This is a genomic window from Micromonospora sp. NPDC005205, from assembly GCF_040608275.1.
Lineage (GTDB): Bacteria > Actinomycetota > Actinomycetes > Mycobacteriales > Micromonosporaceae > Micromonospora.
On the sequence record NZ_JBEXHV010000004.1, the window covers coordinates 207834 to 229839 of the forward strand.

Below are 22006 nucleotides of genomic sequence, written 5' to 3' on the forward strand. Positions count from 1 at the left end.
CCCATGTCACACTCCCGATGCTAATTCGATTTAGCGACCACCGAAGCCCTCAACTCCCCACACCGGACCAGACCGCGACGAGCGACCACCACAAAGGAGTCTTCGCGCATGAGGGAAACGACCGGAAGACGCAGGCTCCGGCTTGCGATCTCGATTCTCGCGTTCACAGCGCTCTCTGCGGGGGCCGTCGTCCCCGCGCCGGCTGCTGCCGCCGGCAAGCCCGCGCCCGTGCCGGGTGCGACCGTCAAGGCGGACCGCAACTCACCGACCGGATACACCGTCACGTTCGTCTACCGCAATCCGCAGGCCACCCAGGTCCGCCTCGCCGGGGATCTGACAGTGCTCGACGTCGGCACCGGCACCACCCGCTACCAGCCGGAAGAGTGGCAGCCGGGGCGCTATCACGCGGGCGGCACCGAGTTCCTCCGGGACATGACCAGGGACCCGAAGGGGAACTGGTCGGTCTCGGTCCCGCTGCACGCCGGCGGTCTCAGCTACTGGTACCGCGTCTGGGATCCGACGCAGGGCTGGGAGAACAAGCGCATCTGGGACCCCGCCTCGACGAACCCTCGGCCGCCGGGCGAGTCCTCGTTCCGGGTCAGGAACAACGACGTCCTCGATGCCGTCCACGTGCCGTACGCCAAGAAGCAGAACGACCCGGTGCTGAAGGCGCGTGCGGACTACGAGTTGCCGGTTGCCGACCGCGCGAAGCGGGGAACCGTCAGGTACGTCCCGTACACCACGATCCTTGGCGACAGTGGCCACTACCTCGGCGTCTACCTGCCGGCCAACTACGACGCCAACCGCGCGGAGCCGTACAAGGTCGCGTACCTCGCCCACGGCATCTTCGGCGACGAGACCGATTTCATGGTGCCCGCGAACGTCCCGAACATCCTGGACAACATGACGGCCAGGGGCGAGATCGAGCCGACCGTGGTCGTCACCATGGGCAACCACTTCACGGGCACCAGCCTCGGCTTCGCGTCCTACAACCAGACCAACGCGGCCAACAACCTGGTCCAGACGATCCTGCCCCTCGTCGAGAGCAGCTACAACGTCTCGACCGAGCGCTCCGGGCGTGCCTACGCGGGATTCTCGTACGGCGGGATGACGGGCGGCGTCGTCATGAAGAACTACCCGACCACCTTCGCGTTCTACGGACACTTCTCGGGTAACCCGTCGCTCACCACCCAGGACTACGACACCATCGCGAACGCGGTCGGGGACGACGATCTCTCGGTCTTCCTCGGCAATGGCGTCTTCGAGGGCAACCTCAACGCCCAGAACGCCATCGCGGACAACTTCCGGGCGCGGGGATACACCGCCGCGACGGCCCAGGTCCCCGGCGCGCACGACGGGATGACGGCGGGCCAGCTGTTCACGATCTTCGCCAGGGATCACCTGTGGTCGGGGGTCGACACCGTGTCGGTGACGCCCGCGACGGTGAACCTGACGAAGGGCTGGAGCTGGGAAAGGCAGTTCACCGCCCAGGTGACGACCAACGAGGGTGTGAGCCCGGCGGTGACGTGGTCGGTGCAGGGAGCGACCTCCACCGACACCAGCATCTCCGCTGAGGGTCTGCTGTCGGTCGCCGCAGCGGAGACCGCGTCGTCGCTGACCGTCGTGGCGACGTCGGTGGCCGACCCGTCCAAGTCGCGCTCGGCCCAGGTCACCCTGACGCCTCCGGGCCCGGGACACGTCGCGGTCAAGGCGAAGGCCACGCCGGCCTCGGTCGTCCGCGGTGGCACGTTCACGCTGACCGTCGACGTCCGGGCCCAGTCGCCGCGCCCGAAGGCTCCGAAGGTGACCGGCGAGGTAGCCGTCACCTTCGGCGGCACCACCCGGGTGGTTGCCCTCCGCGGTGGCACGGCCGTCGTCGAGCTGCCGACCGCTGGGCTGCCCGCAGGGGTGCACCCGGTGCACGTCGCGTACTCCGGTGACGCGGCCCACGCCCCCACCGCTGCGGTCCACCAGCAGCTGCGGGTCCGCTAGGCAAGCAGGCAGGGGTGGGCCGGCGACCTCTCGTCGTCGGCCCACCACCGGCTGTCCGTCCGAACCGTCAGCTCACGCCCCGAACCGCCTCGATGATCGTCTCGGCGACCTCGCTCGGCCGGGCCACCGCCATCGCGTGCGACCCGCCGACGACCTCGCGCTGCCCCCGGGGGTTGGCCCGCTCCGCCATGAACCGGTGCGCCTCGGCGGGGATGTTCTTGTCAGCGTCACCGAACACGAACCAACTGGGCAACGATCGCCAGGCGGGGTCGCCGGTGAGCTTGTCGCCCAGACCCTGTTCGGTGATCGGCCGCTGGGTCCGGGCCATCAGCGCGGCCATGTCGTCCGACGCGTCCGCGCAGAACTGGGCGTGGTACTGCTCCTGGCCGATCGCCACCTCGTTCCCACCGGTCGACACCGGGTACTGCACCAGCGTGTCGGCGAGAGTGCTGCCGGGAAACTTCGAGGACAGCGCCAACGCCGACTCACCGGTGTCCGGGGCGAAGGCATTGACGTACACGAGAGCCCGCACCGAGGTGTCGCCGGCTGCCGCCTGCGTGATCACCATGCCGCCGTACGAGTGGCCGACGAGGACGACCGGACCGCCGATCCCCCGCACGACATCCTGCACGTACGCGGCGTCGCCCGCCACGCTGCGCAGCGGGTTCGCGACGGCCACCGAGTCGTACCCGGCTCCCAGCCGCTCGAGCACACCGTTCCAGCTCGCCGACTCGGCGAATGCGCCGTGCACGAGCACGAGCGTGGGCTGTGGATCAGGCATGACAGGTGCCCCCTCACTCCGTGAAGCTGTTACCGCAGGTCGCACTGGTACGCCTGGATACCCGTCACGCGAGTGTGAAACGTCGGGTTCGACCGGCTCGCCGATGACCCCTACCGCCCGCCAATGACCACCCGGAAACACGGGGTCGCCTGCCCGCGCGCCGGACCCTATAGTGAGTTCCATTATGAGACTTACTGCATTCTGGCGGTGGTGGGTAGCCGGCACGACCAGTCAACTCGGCTCGGCGGTCGGCGCGCTGGCCCTACCGCTGACCGCGTTGACCGTGCTCCACGCGTCGGCCTTCGAGATGGGTCTGATCACGGCGGCGGGCTATCTGGCGTACCTCCTGATCAGCCTGCCGGCGGGCGTGATCGTGCAGCGTCTGCCGCTGCGCGGCATGCAGGTCGCCCTGGATCTGGTCCGGGCCCTCGCCATCGCGTCGGTCCCGCTGGCCTGGTGGTTCGACATGCTGACGGTGGCCCAGCTGATCGCTGTCGCCCTGGTGGTGAGCTTCGCCAACGTGCTGTTCGACGTGGCGAACCAGACCTTCCTGCCGGAGATCGTGCCGGCCGCGCAGTTGCAGGCTCGCAACAGCCTCACCTCCGGCACGCACGCGGCCACCTCGCTGGGCGGGCCGTCCCTGGGCGGTCTCGCGGTGCAGTTGCTGGGCGCCGTGCCGACGCTGTTCGTGGACGCCGTCAGCTACCTGCTCTCCGCCACGCTGCTGCGCACCCTGCCCGCCCGGCGGGTGCAGCGACCGGCCGAGCGGCCGCCGATGACCACGATGATCCGCGAGGGCTGGCACTTCGTGATCCGGCACCCGATCATCAGACCGGCCATGTGGGACGCCACCGCGACGAACTTCGTCAACGGTGGCATGCTCGCCCTGTTCCCGTTCTACCTGGTGCGTGAGCTGCACGCACCGCCACTCATGGTCGGGCTGTTGATCGCCGCCGACGGCCTCGGCGCGCTCATCGGCGCGGCGTTGACGACCCGGTTCACCAACCGTTTCGGCACCGCCCGCGGCCTCATCATCGCGGCCTTCGTCGGTGTGGCCGGCGCGCTCATCATCCCGCTGGGCACCGGCACCGCCGCGTTCCTGGCCTTCGCCGTCGGAAACCTCATCTTCGCGAGTTCCAACGTGGTGCTCAGCGTGACCACCCGCACCTACCGGATGATCGCCAGCCCACCGGAACTGCTGTCCCGGGTGATCGCCACGGTCAAGTTCGTCTCCTGGGGTGCCATCCCGGTCGGCGGCCTGCTCGCCGGCATCCTGGCCGGGCCACTCGGCGCCCGTACCACCCTGCTGATCTTCGGGGCGCTCACCGTGCTGTCCCCGATCATCTACCTGTCGACGCCGATCCGCCGGATGCGTGACCTGCCGCTCGACGCCACGCCGACACCCGCCGAGGCACGGGTGTGAACCAGCCGGATGCGCTCCCGATCTGCCCACAACGCTCACCGGATATCGACAGGAGGTGTAGCCCTCAGTCCCCTGGGGCAAGAACCCGCCCATGGAGGGAACGGCAGGGTGCGCGGGGCATCCGCACGGCCAGCAGCACCGAACCGGTGACCCGGGCCAGGTAGGACTGGCGATCCCACTGACGGCAGTCTGCGGCTGATGCGGCTGAGGCACAGCCTCCCCCCGGTGGCGCTCGGCGCGGTGGCGCTCGGCGCGGCTCTGGGTGCCGACCCCGCCCACGCCGACACCCCGTCGCCGTCGCGGCTCCCACTGGTGGAGGTCGCCACCTCGCCGGAGGCCATCAAGGTTTCGGTGGCCGACGTGGTCGAGGTGGATCTGACCGTCCCCCTGCCCCTGCCGACCGCTGTCGCTTCCGTGCCCGTGCCTCTACCGTCGACGGACCCGCTGCCCCTGCCGTCGGCGGTTCCAGTCACGGTGCCGACGCCGTCAGCCAAGCCCTCCACCGCCCGGCCGAGTCGGCCGGCTGGGACCCCCTCGTCGTCGCCCAAGGCCACACCGGCACCCTCCACCTCGGAGTCCCCGGAGGCACGGGCCGACTCGCAGCCACCGCCGACACCGCAGAAACCGCAGACGCGCGTGCCGGCGACGGTGTCCCGGGGCGGCGCGGACGGCACGTCCGACGGCGAGGCGTCGAGGCAGGCGAGGAAGACGGTGGCCGCTGTCACCGGACAGCGGCCCAACCCGCCCGCCCGGCCCGCACCGGGGCCACCGGCGTTCGTACTGGCGCTCGCGTCCGCACCGACCGGCGTCGGTGCCGGCGGCGCCGATCCACCCACCTCAACGGCCGAAGCTCCGCCGCACACCTCGCCTCTGCGCGCAGGGCTCACCGTCACCGCCGTCGACATGCGCGCTACCAGCCGACCCGTCGAGCGGGGCCCTCCCCCGCCCCGACAACTCCTGATCACCCACTCGCGTCCACGACGTTGATCAGGAGAGGTTCATGGAAATCGCCGTTATCTGGATCCCCGCCGACATCGAGCCGTCGGAGCCCGTCGTCGCGAGGTGTCTCAGCCACCTCCGCCGAAACTCCTACCGATTCGCAGGAGTCATGCGGGCCCCCTGGGAGACCATCGAGCAGTCGATGATCGACGGAGAGGTGGATGTCGTCGTCATCGCCGACTTCGCCCACCTCCCGCCGGACCGGTCCCCCCGGATCGAGCTGGCCAGCGCGCCCGACGTCGACGAGGACCGAACGGTTCCGGATTCACCGCTCAACTGACACCACGAAGCGCCCCGTCCGCTGCGGACGGGGCGCTTCGTCGACCTGACGAGATCGCGTGGCCGGGAAAGACGAAGGCGCCGGCCAGGTCCGAATTCGTCGCACGGTTCGGTCAGAATGTCGGGCGACGGCGTCCTGGCGCCAACACCGCAACCGGTAGGGAGCAGACCCATCGGCAACTCCGACGCGATCACTCTGTGGCGGCCCACCGGGCAGGCCGAACTCGACCTCGTGGCGGCGGCCGGCTGGCGGGCCTGGCCTCCACGACTGCCGGACCAGCCGATCTTCTACCCGGTGCTCAACCGCTGGTATGCCACGAAGATCGCCCGCGAGTGGAACGTCCCCGCCAACGGCGTCGGTTACGTCACCCGGTTCGACGTGCAACGGTCGCACCTCGACCACTACGAGGTCCAGCAGGCCGGTGGCCGCGACGTGCTGGAGTACTGGATTCCCGCCGAGAAGCTCGACGACCTCAACGCCCACATCGTCGGCGCGATCATCGCGGAGGCCGAGTACCGGGGCCCGGTTGACGACGAGGAGTTCGCCGACGCGGAGAGGACCCTGGGCCGGGCGCTGCCGGACGCCTGGCGCACCTACCTGCAGGGTGAGTCGCGGTTCCGGCGCGGCTGGATGACCACCGACGCCTACGTGTGGCTCAACTCCCCCCGCGAGATGCTGGAGCTGCATGAGGCGTGGGACGAGGCCACCGTCGCGCATCCTGGCATCGCCATCATCGGCGGTGACGGCTCCCGAGAACAGCTCGTCCTCGACCTGCGCAGTGACCCCGCCCCGGTGCTGCTGGTCGACATCACCAGCGGCGGTTGGGAGGACGCCGTCCAGCTGGCCGACGATGTCCGTCAGCTCATCGACCGCATCGAGGCGGGCACGTTCGCGTTCGACCTGGAGACCTGACGTCCGACCGGGTGACGAGCACCTGACCGGATCAGGGTCTCACCGCGAACCCGAGGATCAGGCCGCGACGGCCGCCCGTACGTCGTCGTCGGCGGCGCGCAGCCGAGCGGCGGCCTCTTCGGCGGTGCAGTTCGCCAGCAGCAGCACGATGGCCGTCTTGGCGTGTCCGTGCGCCGCTGCGAGCGCCCTCGCGGCCGTGTCGAGATCGGTCTCGGCGGCGTTGGCGACGATCCGACGCGCCCGGTCGACGAGCTTCTCGTTGGTGGCGTTCATGTCCACCATCAGATTCCCGTAGACCTTGCCGAGCCGGGCCATCGTGGCCGTCGAGAGCATGTTGCAGACCAGCTTCTCGGCGGTGCCGGCCTTGAGCCGGGTGGAGCCGGTCAGCACCTCGGGGCCGGTGGGCACCTCGATGGCGACGTCGGCGTGGCGGCTGGTCACCGCGTCGGTGTTGCAGGCCACCGAGACGGTCGCCGCGCCAAGCGCGCGGGCATGATCCAACCCACCGACCACGTACGGGGTACGGCCGCTGGCAGCGAGCCCGACCACAGTGTCGCGGGCGGTCAGGCCAACGGCGTCGAGGTCGGAGACGGCGCGGGTCGGGTCGTCCTCAGCGCCCTCGACGGCGACACCGAAGGCTCGTGCCCCGCCGGCGAGCAGACCGACGACCCGCTCGGGCGTCGTACCGAAGGTGGGTGGGATCTCGACGGCGTCGAGCATGCCGATCCGGCCGCTGGTGCCCGCGCCGAGGTAGATCAGCCGTCCGCCCTGACGGAGCGAGGCCACGATGACGTCGACGGCGGCGGCGATGTCCGGCACGGCTCGGCGGACGGCGGCGGCGACGGTCTGGTCCTCGTCGTTCATCGCGAGAAGCAACTCGGTGGGAGACATCCGGTCGAGGTCGCCGGTCTTGTCGTTACGGGTCTCGGTACCGAGGGTGCTGAGGTCCACGGGGTGCTCGTTCCTCTCGCTGGTGTGCAGTCGCCGGCCGGCGGGGAGAGGTCTCCGGTCGCCCGGTGGCGGCTCGTCGTCGAGCGCGTCTCGCGACCCGCCGCCGCGGCCAGGCCGAGGGCGCAGCTGCGAACAGTCCCCGTATCAGCAGGCTGAAACCACAGCGTAACCAGCCCGGACCGGCGGTGGCAAAAAGTTTCGAGTTAGGCTGGCTCAACGTCACTTATTGACAACCGCTGGTTGGGAGCGAGCCGTGCGTCAACTCGACCTCGTCGTGATCGTGCTGTACCTCGTGGTGATCGCCTTCGTCGGACTACGCCTGTCCGGTAAACAGAAGTCCGCCAAGGACTACTTCGTGGGCGAGGGTCGGCTGCCCTGGTGGACCGTCTCGTTCTCGGTGGTGGCCACCGAGACCAGCGTTCTGACCGTGATCAGTGTTCCCGGCGGCGCCTACAGCGGTCAGGGCTTCGGCAACGTCGAGCTGGCCCTGGGTTACGTCATCGGTCGGGTCGTGGTGGCCGCGGTGCTCATCCCGCTCTACAAGCGGGGTGGGTTCGTCAGCGCCTACCAGTACCTCGGTGAGCGGTTTGGCCTGAAACTTCAAGGGCTGGCGTCGGTGACCTTCGTCTTCACCCGCCTGCTCGCCGAGGGTGTACGGCTGTTCGCCTCGGCCATCCCCATCAAGCTTCTTCTCGACGAGTTCGGGCTGAATGTCGGCTACCAGGCCATCATCATCGTCCTGACGCTCATCACTGTGGTCTACACCTACCTCGGTGGCATCAAGGCGGTCATCTGGACCGACGCCATCCAGATGGGGCTGTACCTGGGCGGGGCGATCCTGGCCATCGCGGTGCTCAGCCACGCCGTCGGCTTCGACGGCTACTCGCAGGCGCTGGACGCCGGCAAGTTCCAGCTCTTCGACACCAACTTCAACCTCGCGCACGTGCTCACCAGCCCGTTCGCCCTGCCGACCGCCATCATCGGTGGCGCGATCTTCGCGATGGCCAGCCACGGCTCGGACCAGCTGATCGTGCAGCGCATCCTGTCCACCCGCACACTGCGTGAGGGACAGAAGGCGATGATCTCCTCGGGCATCTTCGTGGTGATCCAGTTCGCGGCGTTCTCCCTGGTCGGGGCGCTGCTGTGGTCGTACAACAAGGGTCAGACCTTCAAGGAGCTCGGCCTGGCCAGCAGCGACAACCTCTACCCGAGCTTCATCCTGCACGCCCTGCCGGTGGGCATCTCGGGTCTGCTGGTGGCCGGCATCCTCGGCGCCGCGATGGGTTCGCTGTCCTCGGCGTTGAACTCGATGTCGAACTCCACGGTCGCCGACTTCATCCACAGCTTCTTCCGCACGGTCCCGTCCGACGACGCGATGCTCCGGCTCGCCCGGGTGATGACCCTGGTCTGGGCGGTGCTGATGGCGATCTTCGCCTGCGCGTTCAGCTCCAGCACCGGAAACGTCTACCTGACCGGTCTGACCATCGCCGGCTACACCTACGGGGCGCTGCTCGGTGCCTTCCTGCTCGGCCGTCTCGTCAAGCGGGCCAACCAGGTCGACGCGGTGATCGCCTTCCTCGTCACCGTGGCGGTGATGACCTACATCGTCCGGTACGTCAAGATCGACGTGACGACGGCCGGGACCACCACCGCCACCGCCATCGCCGCGCAGTGGCTGGTCCCGATCGGCGTCCTGATCACCCTGGTCGTCGGCGCGGTATCCAGCCGGTTCCACCCGGCACCGGAGACGCCGTACGACCATGGACGCACCGACGAGGTCGACGACGCGGCGGCAGCCGCCGGCCGGGCCTGAAGGAGGATCTGATGCGCGTGATCGGCCTGATGTCCGGAACCTCCTACGACGGCATCGAAGCCGCCGCCGCCGAGTTCGACCTCAGCGGCGACACAGTGCGGATGCGACCGCTGGGGCGGCTCAGCCATCCGTACTCCGACGAGCTGCGCACGCAGATCGCCGCCGCCCTGCCGCCGGCGCCGACCACCACCGAGGCGATCTGCGTGCTGGACACCGGCATCGGCCAGTCCTTCGCCGAGGCCGGCGTGCGGGCCCTCGCCCAGCTGTGCGACGGCAAAGCCGACCTGGTCGTCTCGCACGGGCAGACCATGCACCACTGGGTCGAGGCTGGCACGGTTCGGGGCACGCTCCAACTGGGCCAGCCCGCCTGGATCGCGGAGGCCACCGGCCTTCCGGTCGTGTCCGACCTGCGCAGTCGCGACGTCGCCGCCGGCGGTCAGGGCGCTCCCCTGGTCGCCCTCTTCGACGCACTGCTGCTGGGTGGCCTGCCCGGTGTCCCGGCCGCGCTGAACCTGGGCGGCATCGCCAACATCACAGTCGTCGCGCCGGACGCGGACCCGCTCGCGTTCGACACCGGCCCGGCCAACGCGCTCCTCGACGCCGCCGCCCGCCACTTCAGCGGTGGCACCGAGGAGTACGACCGGGACGGGCGCGGGGCGGCCGCCGGGCAGGTGAACCCCGACCTGCTGCGGCGGCTGCTCGACGAGCCGTACTACCGGCTGCCCGGCCCGAAGAGCACCGGGAAAGAGCTGTTCCATCTGCCCTACCTGCTCGCCGCCCTCGCCGACGCGCCCACACCGGACCCGCAGGACGTGCTGGCCACGCTCACCCGGCTGACGGCGGTCACTGTGGCCGGCGCCTGCCGCGACCACGGCGTCACCCGGCTCGTCGTCTCCGGCGGCGGCGCACACAACCCGACCCTGATGCGCATGCTCGCCGACGAGCTGCCCGGCGTCCAGCTGTCCTCCAGCGACGACCTGGGCATCGCGTCGGACGCCAAGGAGGCGCTGGCCTTCGCGCTGCTGGGCTACCTGACCGTGCACGGGCTGCCCGGCGCCCTGCCCTCGGGCACCGGCGCGCGGCACGCCTCGGTGCTCGGCAGCATCACCCCTGGCCGGCAGCCGCTGCGGCTGCCGGCTCCGGCCAGCACCGCCCCCGCCCGGTTGCTTGTCGTCGCGTCTCCGGTGGCCGACTGACCATCCCTTCTCGGAGGATCCGCCCATGAGCACCGTCGTACCCGTGCCGCCGCCGAGCGCTGCCGGCGCTCGCGCCCGCGAGGTCGCCGACCTGCTGCGCTCGCGTCTCGACGATCCGAACCGGGCCAGCGCCGAGCTGCCCCGGAGGCTGGCGGCGGCACACGACGCCTCGCCGTACCTGTTCGAGCCGCAGGCCGTGGTCCGCGCCTCCTCGGCCGCCGAGGTGGGGGCGCTGATGGCCGGCGCCCGCGAGGCCGGCGTGCCGCTGACCCTGCGCGGCGGCGGCACCAGCCTGGCCGGGCAGGCCGGCGGCGCGGGCGTGCTGGTCGACGTCCGCACCGACTGGCGTCACGCCGAGGTCCTCGACGACGGCCGCCGCATCCGGCTCCAGCCGGGCCTGACGATCCGGCAGGCCAACGCCCGGTTGGCCCGCTACCGACGCCGACTCGGCCCGGACCCGGCCAGCGAGGCCGCCTGCACTGTGGGCGGCATGGTCGCCAACAATTCCAGCGGGATGACCTGCGGCACCACCGACAACGCGTACCGCACCATGGAGTCGCTGCGCTTCGTGCTCCCGTCCGGCACCGTCGTCGACTCCGGCGCCCGCGACGCCGACGACCGGCTGCGGGCCGACGAGCCCGAGCTGCACGCCGGGCTACTGCGCCTGCGCGACCGGGTGCGCTCGACGCCGGGGTCGCGCGCCACCATCGAGCGGCTGTTCGCCATGAAGAACACCATGGGGTACGGGCTGAACTCCCTGCTCGACCACAGCACCCCGGTCGAGATGCTCGCCCACCTGATGATCGGCAGCGAGGGCACGCTCGGCTTCGTGGCCGAGGCCGTCTTCCGTACCGTCGAGATCCACGGCCACGCCGCCACCGGCCTGCTGATCCTGCCCGGTCTCACCGACGCCACCGACGCGCTGCCGGCGCTGCTCGCCGCCGGCGCCCGTACCGCCGAGCTGCTCGACGCGGCCGCGCTGCGGGTCAGCCAGCGCGACCCGGGTGCCAGCACGGCCCTGCGCGGGCTGACGGTCACCGGGCACGCCGCGCTGCTGGTGGAGTTCGCCGAGGACAGCGCGGAGCAGTTGGCCGCGACGTTGGCTGACGCCCGGCCCGTACTCGACCGGCTGCCGGCCGTCACCGGCACCGAGCTGACCCGCGACCCACGCGAACGGGCCAACCTCTGGCACCTGCGTAAGGGCCTCTACACCGCCGTCGCCGGGGCCCGCCCGCCCGGCACCACGGCCCTGCTGGAGGACGTCGCGGTGCCGATGCCACGCCTGACCGGCACCTGCGACGGGCTGATCCGCCTGTTCGACAGGCACGGCTACCCGGATGCGGTGATCTTCGGACACGCCCGGGACGGCAACCTGCACTTCATGCTGACCCAGTCCTTCGACACCCCCGCCGAGATCGAGCGCTACGCCCGGTTCACCGACGACATGGTCGACCTGGTGCTCGCCGAGGGCGGGACACTCAAGGCGGAGCACGGCACCGGTCGGGCCATGGCGCCCTTCGTCCGCCGGCAGTACGGCGACGAACTGTACGACGTGATGCGTGAACTCAAGCGGTTGTGCGACCCGAGCGGCCTACTCAACCCCGGTGTGCTGCTCAACGGCGACCCGACCGTGCACCTACGGCAGCTCAAGGCCGTCCCGATGGTCGACCCCGAGCTGGACGCCTGCGTCGAGTGTGGCTACTGCGAGCCGGTCTGCCCCACCGCCGACGTCACCACCACACCCCGGCAGCGCATCGTCCTGCAACGGCAGATCGCCCTCGCCGCCGCCGCCGGCGACGAGGAGCGCCGCCGGGAGCTGACCGCCGACTACGAGTACGCCGCAGTGGACAGCTGCGCCGCGGACAGCCTCTGCGTCACCGCCTGCCCGGTCGGCATCGACACCGGGGCGGCGATGAAACGGCTGCGCGCCGAGCGGCACAGCCCTCGCGCCCAGCGCACCGCCCGCACCGCCGCGAAGCACTGGCAGGCCGCCGTGACGGGCGTCCGGGTGGGGCTGACCGCCGCGCACGCAGTGCCGACACCGGTCACCCGCGCCGCCACCGGGATGATCCGTGGGCTCGGCGCGGCCGAGCTGGTGCCACTGTGGACCGACGACATGCCGCGTGCCGGCGCGCCCCGCCCCACCCCGCGCAGCGCGCCGGACGCCCAGGCGGTGTTCTTCGCGGCCTGCGTCGGCAGTCTCTTCGCTCCCGAGGACGGCTCGTCTGGCGGTTCGGCGGCGGCGTTTCTGCGCCTCTGCGAACTGGCGGGGGTGCCGCTCGTCGTACCGACCGGCACGGCGGGGCTGTGCTGCGGAACCCCGTGGCAGTCCAAGGGTTACCCCGCCGGCCACCGCGAGATGGCGCAGCGGACCCTGGAAGCGCTCTGGACGGCCAGTGACGAGGGTCGCCTGCCTGTCGTGTGCGACGCGTCATCGTGCACGCACGGGTTGACGCAGCTGACGGCCGCGCTGGCCGAGGAGGATCAGGCACGCTACGGCGCGCTGCGCTTCGTCGACAGCGTGACCTTCACCGCCGAACACCTCCTGCCGGCGCTGCCGCAGCCCCGGCGACTGGGCTCGCTGGCGCTGCACCCCACGTGCTCCACTGTGCACCTGGGCGGCATCGACGACCTGCGCGCCGTGGCCGGGGCGGTCGCCGACACCGTCTCCGTGCCGGACAGTTGGGGGTGCTGCGCCTTCGCCGGTGACCGGGGGCTGCTGCACCCCGAAGTCACGGCCGGGGCCACGGCGGCGCAGGCCGCCGAGATCAATGAGCGCGACCACGACGCGTACGCATCCTGCAACCGCACCTGCGAGATGGGCATGAGCCGGGCCACCGGCCAGCCGTACCGGCATGTGCTCGAGGTGCTCGTCGAGGCGATCGAGCCGCTGGCGTAACCGGCGCCGTGCCCATGAGCGCGCCGCCCGCCACGGATCTGCGGCGGGCGGCGCGTTCGGTGCGTGGAACCCTCAGGAGAGGGCGATGTCGCGGTAGTAGTAGCGCAGGATCGCCTGGTAGCTCTTGCCCTCGTTGGCGAGGTCACGCGAGCCGTACTGCGACAGCCAGTCCCCGTCCACCCAGCCACCGCATGCGGTCGTCGTCGCACAGTAGTGCGCCCGCAGGATGTTGCCGCTCCGGGTCATCCGGGCCGACCAGGTCCGGTCCACCGCGGCGGACGTCGACGTCTGTGCCGACGACGGCCGGTAGACCTGGTCACCGGTGTCGTCACGAACGTCGTAGCACTGCCCGCCGGACGTCTTCCGGGTCGAGTGCAGCGCCCAGTACCAGCCGTAGCTCTTGACGGCCATCGCACCGGCGTCCAGCGAGGCGGACGGCCAACTCGTCACCCACTCGTTCGGGAGGACGTTCTTGACGTACGTCTTGAAGTCGACCCGGTCGACCCGGCCGAGACCGACCCGGTAGACGAGGATGGTGCTCGGCAGCTTGCTGTTGGTGCCGTCGGTGCTACAGCCCGTCGGCCCGCTCAGCAACTCGTGCGAGGCGTTGTTGTTCTTCAGCGTGGCGTTGAGGTTGCCCTTCGTGCCGGACGTGAAGTCCTGGCTCGCACCGGCGAAGTTGCTGTTGAACCAGACCCGCACGGTCTTGCCGGTGCGGTTCCACACCGACGCGGCGTTGTTCTTCACGCACAGGCCCTTGCCGCTGCCTGAACCCTTGAAGTCGTAGCAGGTCGGCTGGGTCGTGCCGTAGTCGTCCAGTGAGTCGGTGAAGTCGGAGACCGAGCCGGCCTGGTTGCTGTTGTAGTAGTAGCAGAACTCACCGCTGTCGCAGGTTCCGTCCCGTGTGGCCGCCGCTGCCGGCGACGCGACACTCAGGATGGAGGTGGACATGGCGAGGACGGCACCGACGACGGCGAGGCCCTTGCGGAAATTCATCGCGTCCTACTTCTCGTTGTAGCCCTGGGAGTTCCAGAACGAGGTCGGGTCGGCGTTGTCCAGGGTGGGGTCGCCGACGCTGACGGCCGCGTGGGTCTGCCGGCCGGCCCGGACCTCGACGTGGGTGTGCGCGCCCGAGCTCGACGACACCCCGTGCCACGACTCATCGGCGATGATCTCGCCCTTGCTGATGGCGTCGCCCACGCTCACCCCGGACTTCGGCGCGGTGTGCAGGTAGATCACCGTCTTGTTGAGCGAGGAGTTGTAGACGGAGATCGTGGACAGGCCGCCGCTGCCGGTGTTGCCCCGCGCGACGTAGATGACCGTTCCGGAGACCAGGGCCCGCACGTCCGAGCCGACGCTGCGGGCGATGTCGATGCCCTCGTGCCGCCCGGGCGTGGTGGTGTATCCGTCGAAGCCGCACGTGACAGTGCCGCCGCTGGCCTGGTAGAGGCCGTACGACAGGTTCGTGCGCGCCGACGGCGAGAACTGGTGCGAGGCGTTGTTGTTCTTCAGCGTGGCGTTGAGGTTTCCCTTCGCGCCGGCCGCGAAGTCCTGGTAGGAACCGGCGTAGCCGCTGTTGTAGTAGACGCGCACGGTCTTGGTGCTGCGGTTCCAGACCGAGGCGGCCTCGTTCTTGATGCACAGCCCCTTTCCGGCGCCAGCGCCCTTGAAGTCGTAGCACGACGGCTGCTCGGTGCCGTAGTCGTCGAGCGACCCGGTGAAGTCAGAGATCGATCCCGCGTTGTCGCTGTTGTAGTAGTAGCAGAACTCGCCACTGTCGCAGACCCCGTCTCGGGCCGCCGCCGACGCGGGCGATGCGACGCTGAGGATCGAGGTGGTCGCGGCCAGCGCGACGCCGACGGCGGCGAGGCTCTTACGGATGTTCATGGTGTCCTTTCCGGAACGGTGAGAGGGTGCGGGTCACTGCCCGCGCTGGTACTGCTCCCAGGTCGTGATCGGGACCCGGGGGCCGTCGTCCGGTCCCTGGTTGGCAAGGCCGTTCATGCCCAGGTAGTAGTCGCCGACCTGGTGCTGTGCCTGGCTGGACAGGTCCGTGTCGCTGATCGCGGTGGCGTGGATGTGCCACGGCCAGTCGCCCTGACTCGGGCTACGGACCCAGGCGGCGAAGCCGACCTGACGCAGGGCCCTGGCGACGGCGGTGCGCCTGGCCGCGGTCATGCCGGTGACCGCGATGTCCACCACACCCCCGCCGTCGTGCGTACCGGCCGAGGTGCTGTCGCCCCCGGGGTTGTAGGAGCCCTGCTCGAGCACCAGCGAGTAGCCGAGCAGACGCTGCGCCTCGGCCAGCATGGCCTGGGTGCGGGCGTTGACGACGTAGCCGTCACGCGGGACCTTCGCGCCCGGGCCGATCGTGTTGCCGACTGTGTAACGGTTCAGCCCGAGCTTCGTCAGCGACGTCGTGCCGGGTAGCCCGTTGGCGGCCAGCCCGGTGTAGCCGAGTGAGCGTTGGTACGCCGCGTACGCCGAGACGGTGACGGTCCCGAAGTAGCCGTCGACCCACTGTGCGTTCAGCAGGCCCCGCGCCTGGAGTGCCTGCTCGACGGCGAGCACGGAGTTCTTCGCGCCCGGGGTCAGTGTGTTGTCGGCACGGCGGGGGTCGATCTGGGCCGCCAGGACGGTGGCCTCCATGTCCACGACCGGCCGCGCGGCCGTGGTGACGGGCTGCTGCGCTGTGGCGCCGGATGTTGCGGCTCCGGCGTGGGCCGGGACGCCGACGGCCACGCAGAGCGCGGCGAGCCCGACGGACAACCAGGGACGGCGCACTGTCGATCCTCCTCGCAATTGGTGAGTCGTTCGGAACGGACATCACCATGCGAGAAGCGGCCTGCTGTTCGGTACCCCTGTTGTGCTGTCAGATCCGTCAGGCCCTCGCCGACCTCGATGGATGTGGTGTTGTCAGATTCGGTGGCGTCCGGGCTGACATCGGGCGATCGCACTCCGGCAGCGGCCGAGAGCGCGTTCAGGTGGTGACGGTGACCATGAAGTACACCGGCCGGCGGGTGGGAAAGTACTCCTGTCCGTTCTCGTCGACCATCTTCCAGCTCACCCAGCACTTTCCGGGGCGGCTGGGCGCGGTGACCTCGACACTGATCATCACCTGCTCGTCAGGTGGTGTGTCACCGATCGCCACCCGATCCGGCACCTGGCAACCGTCGGCATCGGCGGTCGGGTTGGTCCGCGCCAGGAAACGGTTGTGCCAGGCCACCTTCCCCACGTTCTTGAGCGCCCACACCTTGACGAACTGGGAGTTCACCCGCACCCGGGTGCCGTCGGGAATGGTGACGTCGGCGACGAACTTGCTCGAGTCGCCGGGGATCAGCGAGTCCGAGAACGCCGACGGCGACACGGTCGGTGTGGACGACGCCGTCACGGTGCCGGGGGTGTCCCGGGACGACCGGCCGCGGACGACGACGCCCAACACGACGACCATCGCCATCACCAGGACCACAGCGGCGGCGGCGAGCCACGGCAGGCGGTGCCGCCGTCCCCTCGCGGCGTCCTGGTCGGTCGGCGGATAGTCGGTGCCCCGCAGCGGGTTCTGCCGCTCCGGCGACGGCACGGGTACGACAGACGCGACGGGCCAGGTCGTCTCCGGGGCGGTATCGCCGTCCGCTGAGCCGTGAACGGACGCGGGACGCTGCGCGTCCTCCCAGCGACGCCGCCACTGGGCCTCATCCGCCTCGCAGGCGCGGACGAACTCCCGGACCGTCTCCCAGGAGGGGAACCTGGTGCCGGCGGCGGCCTCGTGCAGCGTGGTGTGCGAGATCCGGCCCGAGCGCCCGGCCATCTTCCGGAACGACGGGTCACCCACGCTGGTCCGCAAGGTCCGAAGCTGCTCGGCGAACCTCTCGGCGGCCTGTCTGTCCTGAAGCGACTGGGTGGCGGCACGCTGGTCCTTCATCACTCCCCCATGTCAGACGACGTCGTCCGGCGTTGTCAGAGCGTGCCAGAGGGTACCGATCCGGACAAGGCCGCCATCAATGTGGTGCATCGACCGAGGTGCGCTGCTGACCGGGCGAGGTCGATGCCTCCCCCGGCGGGCGCTGGCACAGCCGACGCCCCGCCGGGCTGTTCAGGCGACCTTGGGCGTGGCGCGCATTCCCACGTAGCAGACCTGGGTGCCGTTGGTGAGGGTGGAGAAGACCACAGGCATGTAGTCCTCGCTGAAGGACGGTCCCGCGCCGGAGGCGGCGAAGACGGTTGCGGTGACCGGTTCCAGGTCCATCTCCAGGGGTGGGGACATGTCCGCCATGTCGTCGACGAATTCGTACCGCAGGTGGGGCGAGCCGTCGTCGGTGAGGGAGACGGTGAGGACGACGCCCTCGCGCCGGTACGTGCCGAGCAGCGGTTCTAGGTCGATCGACTGTGGCACGGGGGCTGGGGCGAACGGCGCGGGCATTGTGACGTCGGCGAGTTCGGCCAGCAGGTCGCGGAACAGGTCGGCGTAGAGCAGGCGGGCCGCCCCGCCGTTGGTCATCAGGACCAGCGCTAGGTTCGCGTACGGGACGACACGCAGGTACGCGTACTGGCCGATGGCCGCGCCGTCGTGGCCGTAGCCGGGGATGCCGTCCCAGTCGTAGAGCGTCCAACCCAGGCCCCACCCGTCGGCGCTCACCGTCCACTTGTCGGGTACGTCGACCGCTCGGTGTCGCATGGCGGCGACAGCATCGGTGGACAGCACCCGCGTGCCGTCGGGCGCGAGGCCGCCGTCGAGGTGCATCCGGGCGAAGCGGGCCATGTCGGCGGCAGAGACGATGACCCTGCCCGCCGGACCGATAGAGCGGGGCATCAGGTCCCAGGACGGGGCCGGGTCGGGATAGCCGCCGGATTCGCCCAGGTGGCTCATGGCGACGCGGAAGCGCAGGGCCTCCTCCGGCAGCGTCATCGAGCGTTCCAGGCCGAGCGGCTCGAACAGCAGGCTCTTGAGGGCCTGGTCCCAGGTCAGACCGGTGAGCTTTTCAACCACGCGACCCAGGACGATGTAACCGAGCCCACCGTACGAGATGGCGGTGCCGGGCGGGCAGTCCAGCGCCACTCGTCGGGCGGCGCTGACGTATCGGGCGAGGCAGTCGTCACCCCGGCCACCGTCGAAGTTGAAGTCATTCGTCACGCCGCCGGTGTGGGACAGCAATTGCCGAATGGTGATCGTCCTCGTCGCCTCCGGATCCGGGGTGGCGAACTCCGGCAGCACGTCCACGACCGGAGCGTGCAGGTCCAGCTTTCCCTCGTCGGCGAGCCGCATGATGAGCGTTGCGGTGTAGACCTTCGCGATCGAGCCGGACAGGAACACCGAGTCCGGGGTGACCGCCACGCCGGTGTCCCGGTGCAGCACACCACTCGCCAGCTCGTGGATCTGCCCGTCCAGCAGCACGGCCAGGCTCGCGCCGGGGACGTGGTGCGTGTGGCGCAGCTCGTCGAATCGCCGCTGCCAGCCGTCGACATCGAATCGACTGGTGCTCGACCTCCGTACAGACGGGGGGTGCGGGCCGCTGTCGGCGTTCCGGCTCAGCGTCTCGGTCATGGTGCTTCCCTTCAGTCGATCGGGCATCGGCACGGAACGTGCCGTGCCGCTCGTGGGCCGCGCTCAGTCTGGCTACGCACCCAGCGAATTGTCAACGGCACGTGCCGTGCCGCTACAGTGGCGGCATGACCGACGACCGCCGCACCAGGGCCGCCGACCGGACCAGCGCGATCATGCGAACGACGCTGGAGTTGGCGCAGGAAATTGGTTACGCCAAACTCAGCATCGAAGGGGTCGCGGCCCGATCCGGCGTCGGCAAGCACACGATCTACCGGCGCTGGCCCTCCAAGGGCACCCTGTTCCTGGACGCGGTGCTCACCTCGGGCGAACCCGCACTCGACTATCCCGACACCGGCGACATCGTGGCCGACCTGCGCCAACAGATCCACGCCGCGGTCGACCTCCTGGGTCAGCCGCCACTGGGCCCCCTCTACCGGGCCCTGATCGGCGAGGCCCAGCATGATCCGATGGTCGCCGCCGCGCTCAACGAACGCTTCATCCGCCCGCAGGCCGACCGGACCGTCGCCCGGCTGCGGAGCGCACAGCAGCGGGGGCAGATCTCACCCGACTTCGACCTGGCCGTGGCCATGTCGATCCTGTCCGGCCCGCTCTACTTCCAGCTCCTCATCACGCAGGAGCCGCTGACCCACGAGTACGTCGATCGCGTACTCACTGCTCTGCTCGTGGGGATGACGCCACGGACCTAGCGCCGCGCCGGCCCGCCGGGGTGGTGGTCCCGGCGGGCCGGGCGTCACGGGCAGGGTGTCCGCGCGCAGACGTCGATGACCTTGCCGGTGAGCAGGAAGACCGCCTTCTGTTTCTGGGCTCCGGCCTGGGCGCGGGGGAACTCGTGCGGATCGTCGCCGTACTCCGGCCCCGCCGGGGCGAGGTTGGTCGGTGGCGGCGCGTACGCCGCGCCGCTGTTCCAGATCACGATCGCCGAGCCGGTGTACGGGTAGCGGCGGATCGGCGTGATGCCCCAGTACGGTCGCACGTCCAGTGACCAGCCGTCGGCGAGCGCGGGGGTGTGCAGGCGCGCGCCGATGGTGCGCGCCTGCACCTCCGCCGCGGCGGGCGAGACCTGTTGGTCGGCGAAGGCCACGTGCATCAGCACCTGGTGCGCCGGTGTACGCGGCAGCGGCCGATCGGTCATGTGCTGGGCGTACCCGTTGGCCTCGGACCGGTCCCACAACATCTGCAGCAGCGCGAGGACCAGTTGTTGGTCGACCCTGTCCGGGTAGTAGCCGTCCAGCACGCTCTGGAACGGTGCGAAGTCCACGCTGCGTTGCAGCAGCGTGGAGTAGTTCATCGCCGGTACGCCGAGCACCGACCGGGTCCAGTCCTGGGCGATGGCGGTGAGGGCACCTCCGTTGATGCCGCCCTGGCTGTTGCCGTCGTAGTGCAGCCCGCCGACGCGATCGATCAGCGGCCGGGCGGTGGCGTCCCGAAACGCCGGGTGGGCGGCGAACCCAGCCGGGTGGATCATCGCGCGACCCAGGAAGAGGAAGTTCAGGAAGCTCTGCTGCAACCGGTCCGCCACCGCGGGGAAGGCGCTGAGGTCGGTGAAGGCGTTGGCCACGAAGGGAACGTCGGCGGCGGCCATGCCGATCCAACTGGTCGCGCAGAAGGTGAAGTTGTGGGTGTTCGACATCGTCCTGACGTTGCCGGCGTTGATCTCGGTCGGTCGGCCGAGCAGTCCGTGGCCGTAGAGCGAGAGGTGGGCCGGCCGCGCAGCCGAGGCGCTGCGCGGGATGTTGCAGACGAAGTCGGCCGCCACCGTCGCGCCGGACGGTGTGGGCAGGGCGTTCGGCGTAGGTGGCGTCCCGGCGCCGCCGGCGGGCCCGTAGTGCAGGCGGGAGCCGGGCCCGCCATCGCCGGTCAGATAGGACGGTACGCCGACGGTGCCGGTCACCTGCCGGGCGATCAGCGGATCCTGCTCCGATGAATAGTCGGTCACCTGGGTGACGGTGACCGGCGGCGCGGCCCGGCCGAGGTCGGCGAACGCGTCGTCCCGGACCGCCAACATCCGCCCGGTCAGCCCCTGCCGACTGGCCACCGTGAAGTCCCAGGCCAGGTAGAGGCTGTGCCGCTTGACGCCGGCCCGGCTCAGCTCGGCGACGATCCGCCTCAGTTGCGGCCCCCGCGCGTCCCGCTGCTTGAGGCCGGCACCGGACAGGTACGCCGTGAACGTCTTCGGCGCCGGAATCGACGCCCCGTCACCGTCCCGCAGGCCGCGCAACCCGACGACGTAGCGGGTGCCCTCGGTCAGCGCCACCGCCGGCCGGATGATCAGCAGTTGCCGGTCGGGCTGGCCGGTGGCGTGCGCGTCCAACTCGGCCCAGTACGGCGTGCGCTCACCGGTCCGGGTGTTGAGCAGCACGATCGGCGCGTTCGGCGCCAGCGAGCGGCCGATGTCGGTGACCGGCGCGATCCCGCTGGCCGCGGCGTCGAGACCGGGTACGCGCACCAGGATCGGTGAGCCAGGGCTGAACCCGTCCTGCCGGTTCCACTCCGTCGGGTCGATCGGGGTTCCCTGCACGTTGGCGGGCATCGCGGCGGTGGCGAACCGCACCCGCTTGCCGGTGGGGCTGCTCCGGTCCGCCACGGTGAAGTAGTCGTTCGGGAACGGCAGCAGGCAGGCCGCCGGGTCGATCGGGTCGCAGGACGGGTGCCCGGCCGGTGAGGGTGTCCTTGGCGGTGCGGCGGGGGCCGCCGTGCCGAGCAGGACGGCACCAGCCGTCACCAGCACGGACACGGCGAGACGGAGCCCTCTGGAGGTGGTCACACGCATCTCCTTCGACGCTGGACGGCGGATCGACGGGTGGTGTCCTTCCTACGCTTGTGAAAGAAACTCAGCAAGCATCGATGTGTCCGCCCGTGACCTCGCCCGACACAGGCCGGTGGCCGGCAGCCCACACACCCTGGCTGCCGGCCACCGGCCGCGCGACGACGCCTCAGAAGAAGGTCAGTCGGTGATCACCGGCCAGGCGTAGGCCAGCAGGGCGCAGGCGGCGCCCAGAAGCGCGAGCGAGACACCCCTCGTGGGGAGCGGCAGAGCAGCGAGCACGATCAGGATGACGGCGACAACGTAGAGAAATGCCTGGACCGACATGGTGCTCTCCTCAATCAGGGGTAGCGGGCGGCTGCCTTCAACCGCCGGGATACCCCCCTGCGTGATCTCGGAAAACCTCCTGCTGATCACGGTTCGGCCCACAGTG

At 70.3% G+C, this 22006-nt stretch carries 17 protein-coding genes and 1 pseudogene; 9 read left to right on the forward strand and 9 right to left on the reverse strand.

Annotated features, from left to right (window positions below; genetic code table 11):
• Window positions 1-228 precede the first annotated feature (228 nt).
• Window positions 229-1992: an alpha/beta hydrolase-fold protein gene (locus ABZU43_RS10685; RefSeq protein ID WP_355006272.1), complete on the forward strand. Its 1764-nt coding sequence runs from the start codon at window positions 229-231 to the stop codon at window positions 1990-1992.
• Between the two features lie 67 nt (window positions 1993-2059).
• Here ABZU43_RS10685 and ABZU43_RS10690 read toward each other — a convergent pair whose 3' ends face one another.
• On the reverse strand, window positions 2060-2773 hold the full coding sequence (locus ABZU43_RS10690; RefSeq protein ID WP_355006273.1) for an alpha/beta hydrolase: 714 nt from the start codon (window positions 2771-2773) through the stop codon (window positions 2060-2062).
• Between the two features lie 184 nt (window positions 2774-2957).
• On the opposite strand from ABZU43_RS10690, the gene ABZU43_RS10695 reads away from it, so the two are divergent.
• The 4 genes and pseudogenes from ABZU43_RS10695 to ABZU43_RS10710 all read left to right on the forward strand — a co-directional run.
• Window positions 2958-4196, forward strand: coding sequence for an MFS transporter (locus ABZU43_RS10695; protein WP_355006274.1), 1239 nt, complete (start codon window positions 2958-2960; stop codon window positions 4194-4196).
• A gap of 198 nt (window positions 4197-4394) precedes the next feature.
• Window positions 4395-5183: a hypothetical protein gene (locus ABZU43_RS10700; protein WP_355006275.1), complete on the forward strand. Its 789-nt coding sequence runs from the start codon at window positions 4395-4397 to the stop codon at window positions 5181-5183.
• A gap of 13 nt (window positions 5184-5196) precedes the next feature.
• Window positions 5197-5475 (forward strand): hypothetical protein, encoded by a 279-nt coding sequence (locus ABZU43_RS10705; protein WP_355006276.1) that lies wholly within the window; start codon window positions 5197-5199, stop codon window positions 5473-5475.
• 189 nt (window positions 5476-5664) lie between these two features.
• Window positions 5665-5973, forward strand: a pseudogene (locus ABZU43_RS10710) (ADP-ribosylation/crystallin J1); the annotation flags it as partial.
• Window positions 5974-6444: 471 nt separating this feature from the next.
• On the opposite strand, the gene murQ reads toward ABZU43_RS10710, so the two are convergent.
• On the reverse strand, window positions 6445-7338 hold the full coding sequence (gene murQ / locus ABZU43_RS10715; RefSeq protein ID WP_355006277.1) for an N-acetylmuramic acid 6-phosphate etherase: 894 nt from the start codon (window positions 7336-7338) through the stop codon (window positions 6445-6447).
• A gap of 253 nt (window positions 7339-7591) precedes the next feature.
• On the opposite strand from murQ, the gene ABZU43_RS10720 reads away from it, so the two are divergent.
• The 3 genes from ABZU43_RS10720 to ABZU43_RS10730 are packed head-to-tail and all read left to right on the forward strand — an operon-like array spanning window position 7592 to window position 13246.
• A complete protein-coding gene (locus ABZU43_RS10720) occupies window positions 7592-9151 on the forward strand; it encodes a sodium:solute symporter (protein ID WP_355006278.1) in 1560 nt (519 codons plus the stop codon).
• 11 nt (window positions 9152-9162) lie between these two features.
• Window positions 9163-10347, forward strand: coding sequence for an anhydro-N-acetylmuramic acid kinase (locus tag ABZU43_RS10725; RefSeq protein WP_355006279.1), 1185 nt, complete (start codon window positions 9163-9165; stop codon window positions 10345-10347).
• Between the two features lie 25 nt (window positions 10348-10372).
• Complete coding sequence (locus tag ABZU43_RS10730; RefSeq protein ID WP_355006280.1) at window positions 10373-13246, forward strand: FAD-binding and (Fe-S)-binding domain-containing protein; 2874 nt, start codon at window positions 10373-10375, stop codon at window positions 13244-13246.
• A 72-nt stretch (window positions 13247-13318) separates the two neighbouring features.
• Here ABZU43_RS10730 and ABZU43_RS10735 read toward each other — a convergent pair whose 3' ends face one another.
• The 5 genes from ABZU43_RS10735 to ABZU43_RS10755 all read right to left on the reverse strand — a co-directional run bounded on the left by ABZU43_RS10735 (window position 13319) and on the right by ABZU43_RS10755 (window position 18788).
• Window positions 13319-14242, reverse strand: a complete 924-nt coding sequence (locus tag ABZU43_RS10735; protein WP_355006281.1) for a SpoIID/LytB domain-containing protein — start codon at window positions 14240-14242, stop codon at window positions 13319-13321.
• Between the two features lie 6 nt (window positions 14243-14248).
• Entirely contained in the window at window positions 14249-15133 is an 885-nt protein-coding gene (locus ABZU43_RS10740) for a peptidase inhibitor family I36 protein (RefSeq protein WP_355006282.1), read from the reverse strand.
• Window positions 15134-15166: 33 nt separating this feature from the next.
• The gene (locus ABZU43_RS10745; RefSeq protein ID WP_355006283.1) at window positions 15167-16030 is read right to left on the reverse strand and encodes a peptidoglycan-binding domain-containing protein; all 864 of its coding nucleotides are present in this window, start codon (window positions 16028-16030) and stop codon (window positions 15167-15169) included.
• Window positions 16031-16226: 196 nt separating this feature from the next.
• Complete coding sequence (locus tag ABZU43_RS10750) at window positions 16227-17168, reverse strand: NBR1-Ig-like domain-containing protein (RefSeq protein ID WP_355006284.1); 942 nt, start codon at window positions 17166-17168, stop codon at window positions 16227-16229.
• 171 nt (window positions 17169-17339) lie between these two features.
• A complete protein-coding gene (locus ABZU43_RS10755) occupies window positions 17340-18788 on the reverse strand; it encodes a serine hydrolase domain-containing protein (protein ID WP_355006285.1) in 1449 nt (482 codons plus the stop codon).
• A gap of 125 nt (window positions 18789-18913) precedes the next feature.
• On the opposite strand from ABZU43_RS10755, the gene ABZU43_RS10760 reads away from it, so the two are divergent.
• Window positions 18914-19495: a TetR/AcrR family transcriptional regulator gene (locus ABZU43_RS10760; protein ID WP_355006286.1), complete on the forward strand. Its 582-nt coding sequence runs from the start codon at window positions 18914-18916 to the stop codon at window positions 19493-19495.
• A 44-nt stretch (window positions 19496-19539) separates the two neighbouring features.
• On the opposite strand, the gene ABZU43_RS10765 is transcribed toward ABZU43_RS10760, so the two are convergent.
• Both ABZU43_RS10765 and ABZU43_RS10770 read right to left on the reverse strand, forming a co-directional pair.
• Window positions 19540-21573 (reverse strand): hypothetical protein, encoded by a 2034-nt coding sequence (locus tag ABZU43_RS10765; RefSeq protein ID WP_355006287.1) that lies wholly within the window; start codon window positions 21571-21573, stop codon window positions 19540-19542.
• A gap of 180 nt (window positions 21574-21753) precedes the next feature.
• Window positions 21754-21900, reverse strand: a complete 147-nt coding sequence (locus tag ABZU43_RS10770) for a hypothetical protein (protein ID WP_167337290.1) — start codon at window positions 21898-21900, stop codon at window positions 21754-21756.
• Window positions 21901-22006: the final 106 nt, after the last annotated feature.

Coding starts and splice junctions, on each gene's coding strand:
- ABZU43_RS10690 (WP_355006273.1), bottom strand. CDS start 2,773: ATGCCTGATCCACAGCCCACGCTCGTGCTCGTGCACGGCGCATTCGCC.
- ABZU43_RS10695 (WP_355006274.1), top strand. CDS start 2,958: ATGAGACTTACTGCATTCTGGCGGTGGTGGGTAGCCGGCACGACCAGT.
- ABZU43_RS10700 (WP_355006275.1), top strand. CDS start 4,395: ATGCGGCTGAGGCACAGCCTCCCCCCGGTGGCGCTCGGCGCGGTGGCG.
- ABZU43_RS10705 (WP_355006276.1), top strand. CDS start 5,197: ATGGAAATCGCCGTTATCTGGATCCCCGCCGACATCGAGCCGTCGGAG.
- ABZU43_RS10725 (WP_355006279.1), top strand. CDS start 9,163: ATGCGCGTGATCGGCCTGATGTCCGGAACCTCCTACGACGGCATCGAA.
- ABZU43_RS10730 (WP_355006280.1), top strand. CDS start 10,373: ATGAGCACCGTCGTACCCGTGCCGCCGCCGAGCGCTGCCGGCGCTCGC.
- ABZU43_RS10735 (WP_355006281.1), bottom strand. CDS start 14,242: ATGAATTTCCGCAAGGGCCTCGCCGTCGTCGGTGCCGTCCTCGCCATG.
- ABZU43_RS10740 (WP_355006282.1), bottom strand. CDS start 15,133: ATGAACATCCGTAAGAGCCTCGCCGCCGTCGGCGTCGCGCTGGCCGCG.
- ABZU43_RS10750 (WP_355006284.1), bottom strand. CDS start 17,168: ATGAAGGACCAGCGTGCCGCCACCCAGTCGCTTCAGGACAGACAGGCC.
- ABZU43_RS10755 (WP_355006285.1), bottom strand. CDS start 18,788: ATGACCGAGACGCTGAGCCGGAACGCCGACAGCGGCCCGCACCCCCCG.
- ABZU43_RS10760 (WP_355006286.1), top strand. CDS start 18,914: ATGACCGACGACCGCCGCACCAGGGCCGCCGACCGGACCAGCGCGATC.
- ABZU43_RS10770 (WP_167337290.1), bottom strand. CDS start 21,900: ATGTCGGTCCAGGCATTTCTCTACGTTGTCGCCGTCATCCTGATCGTG.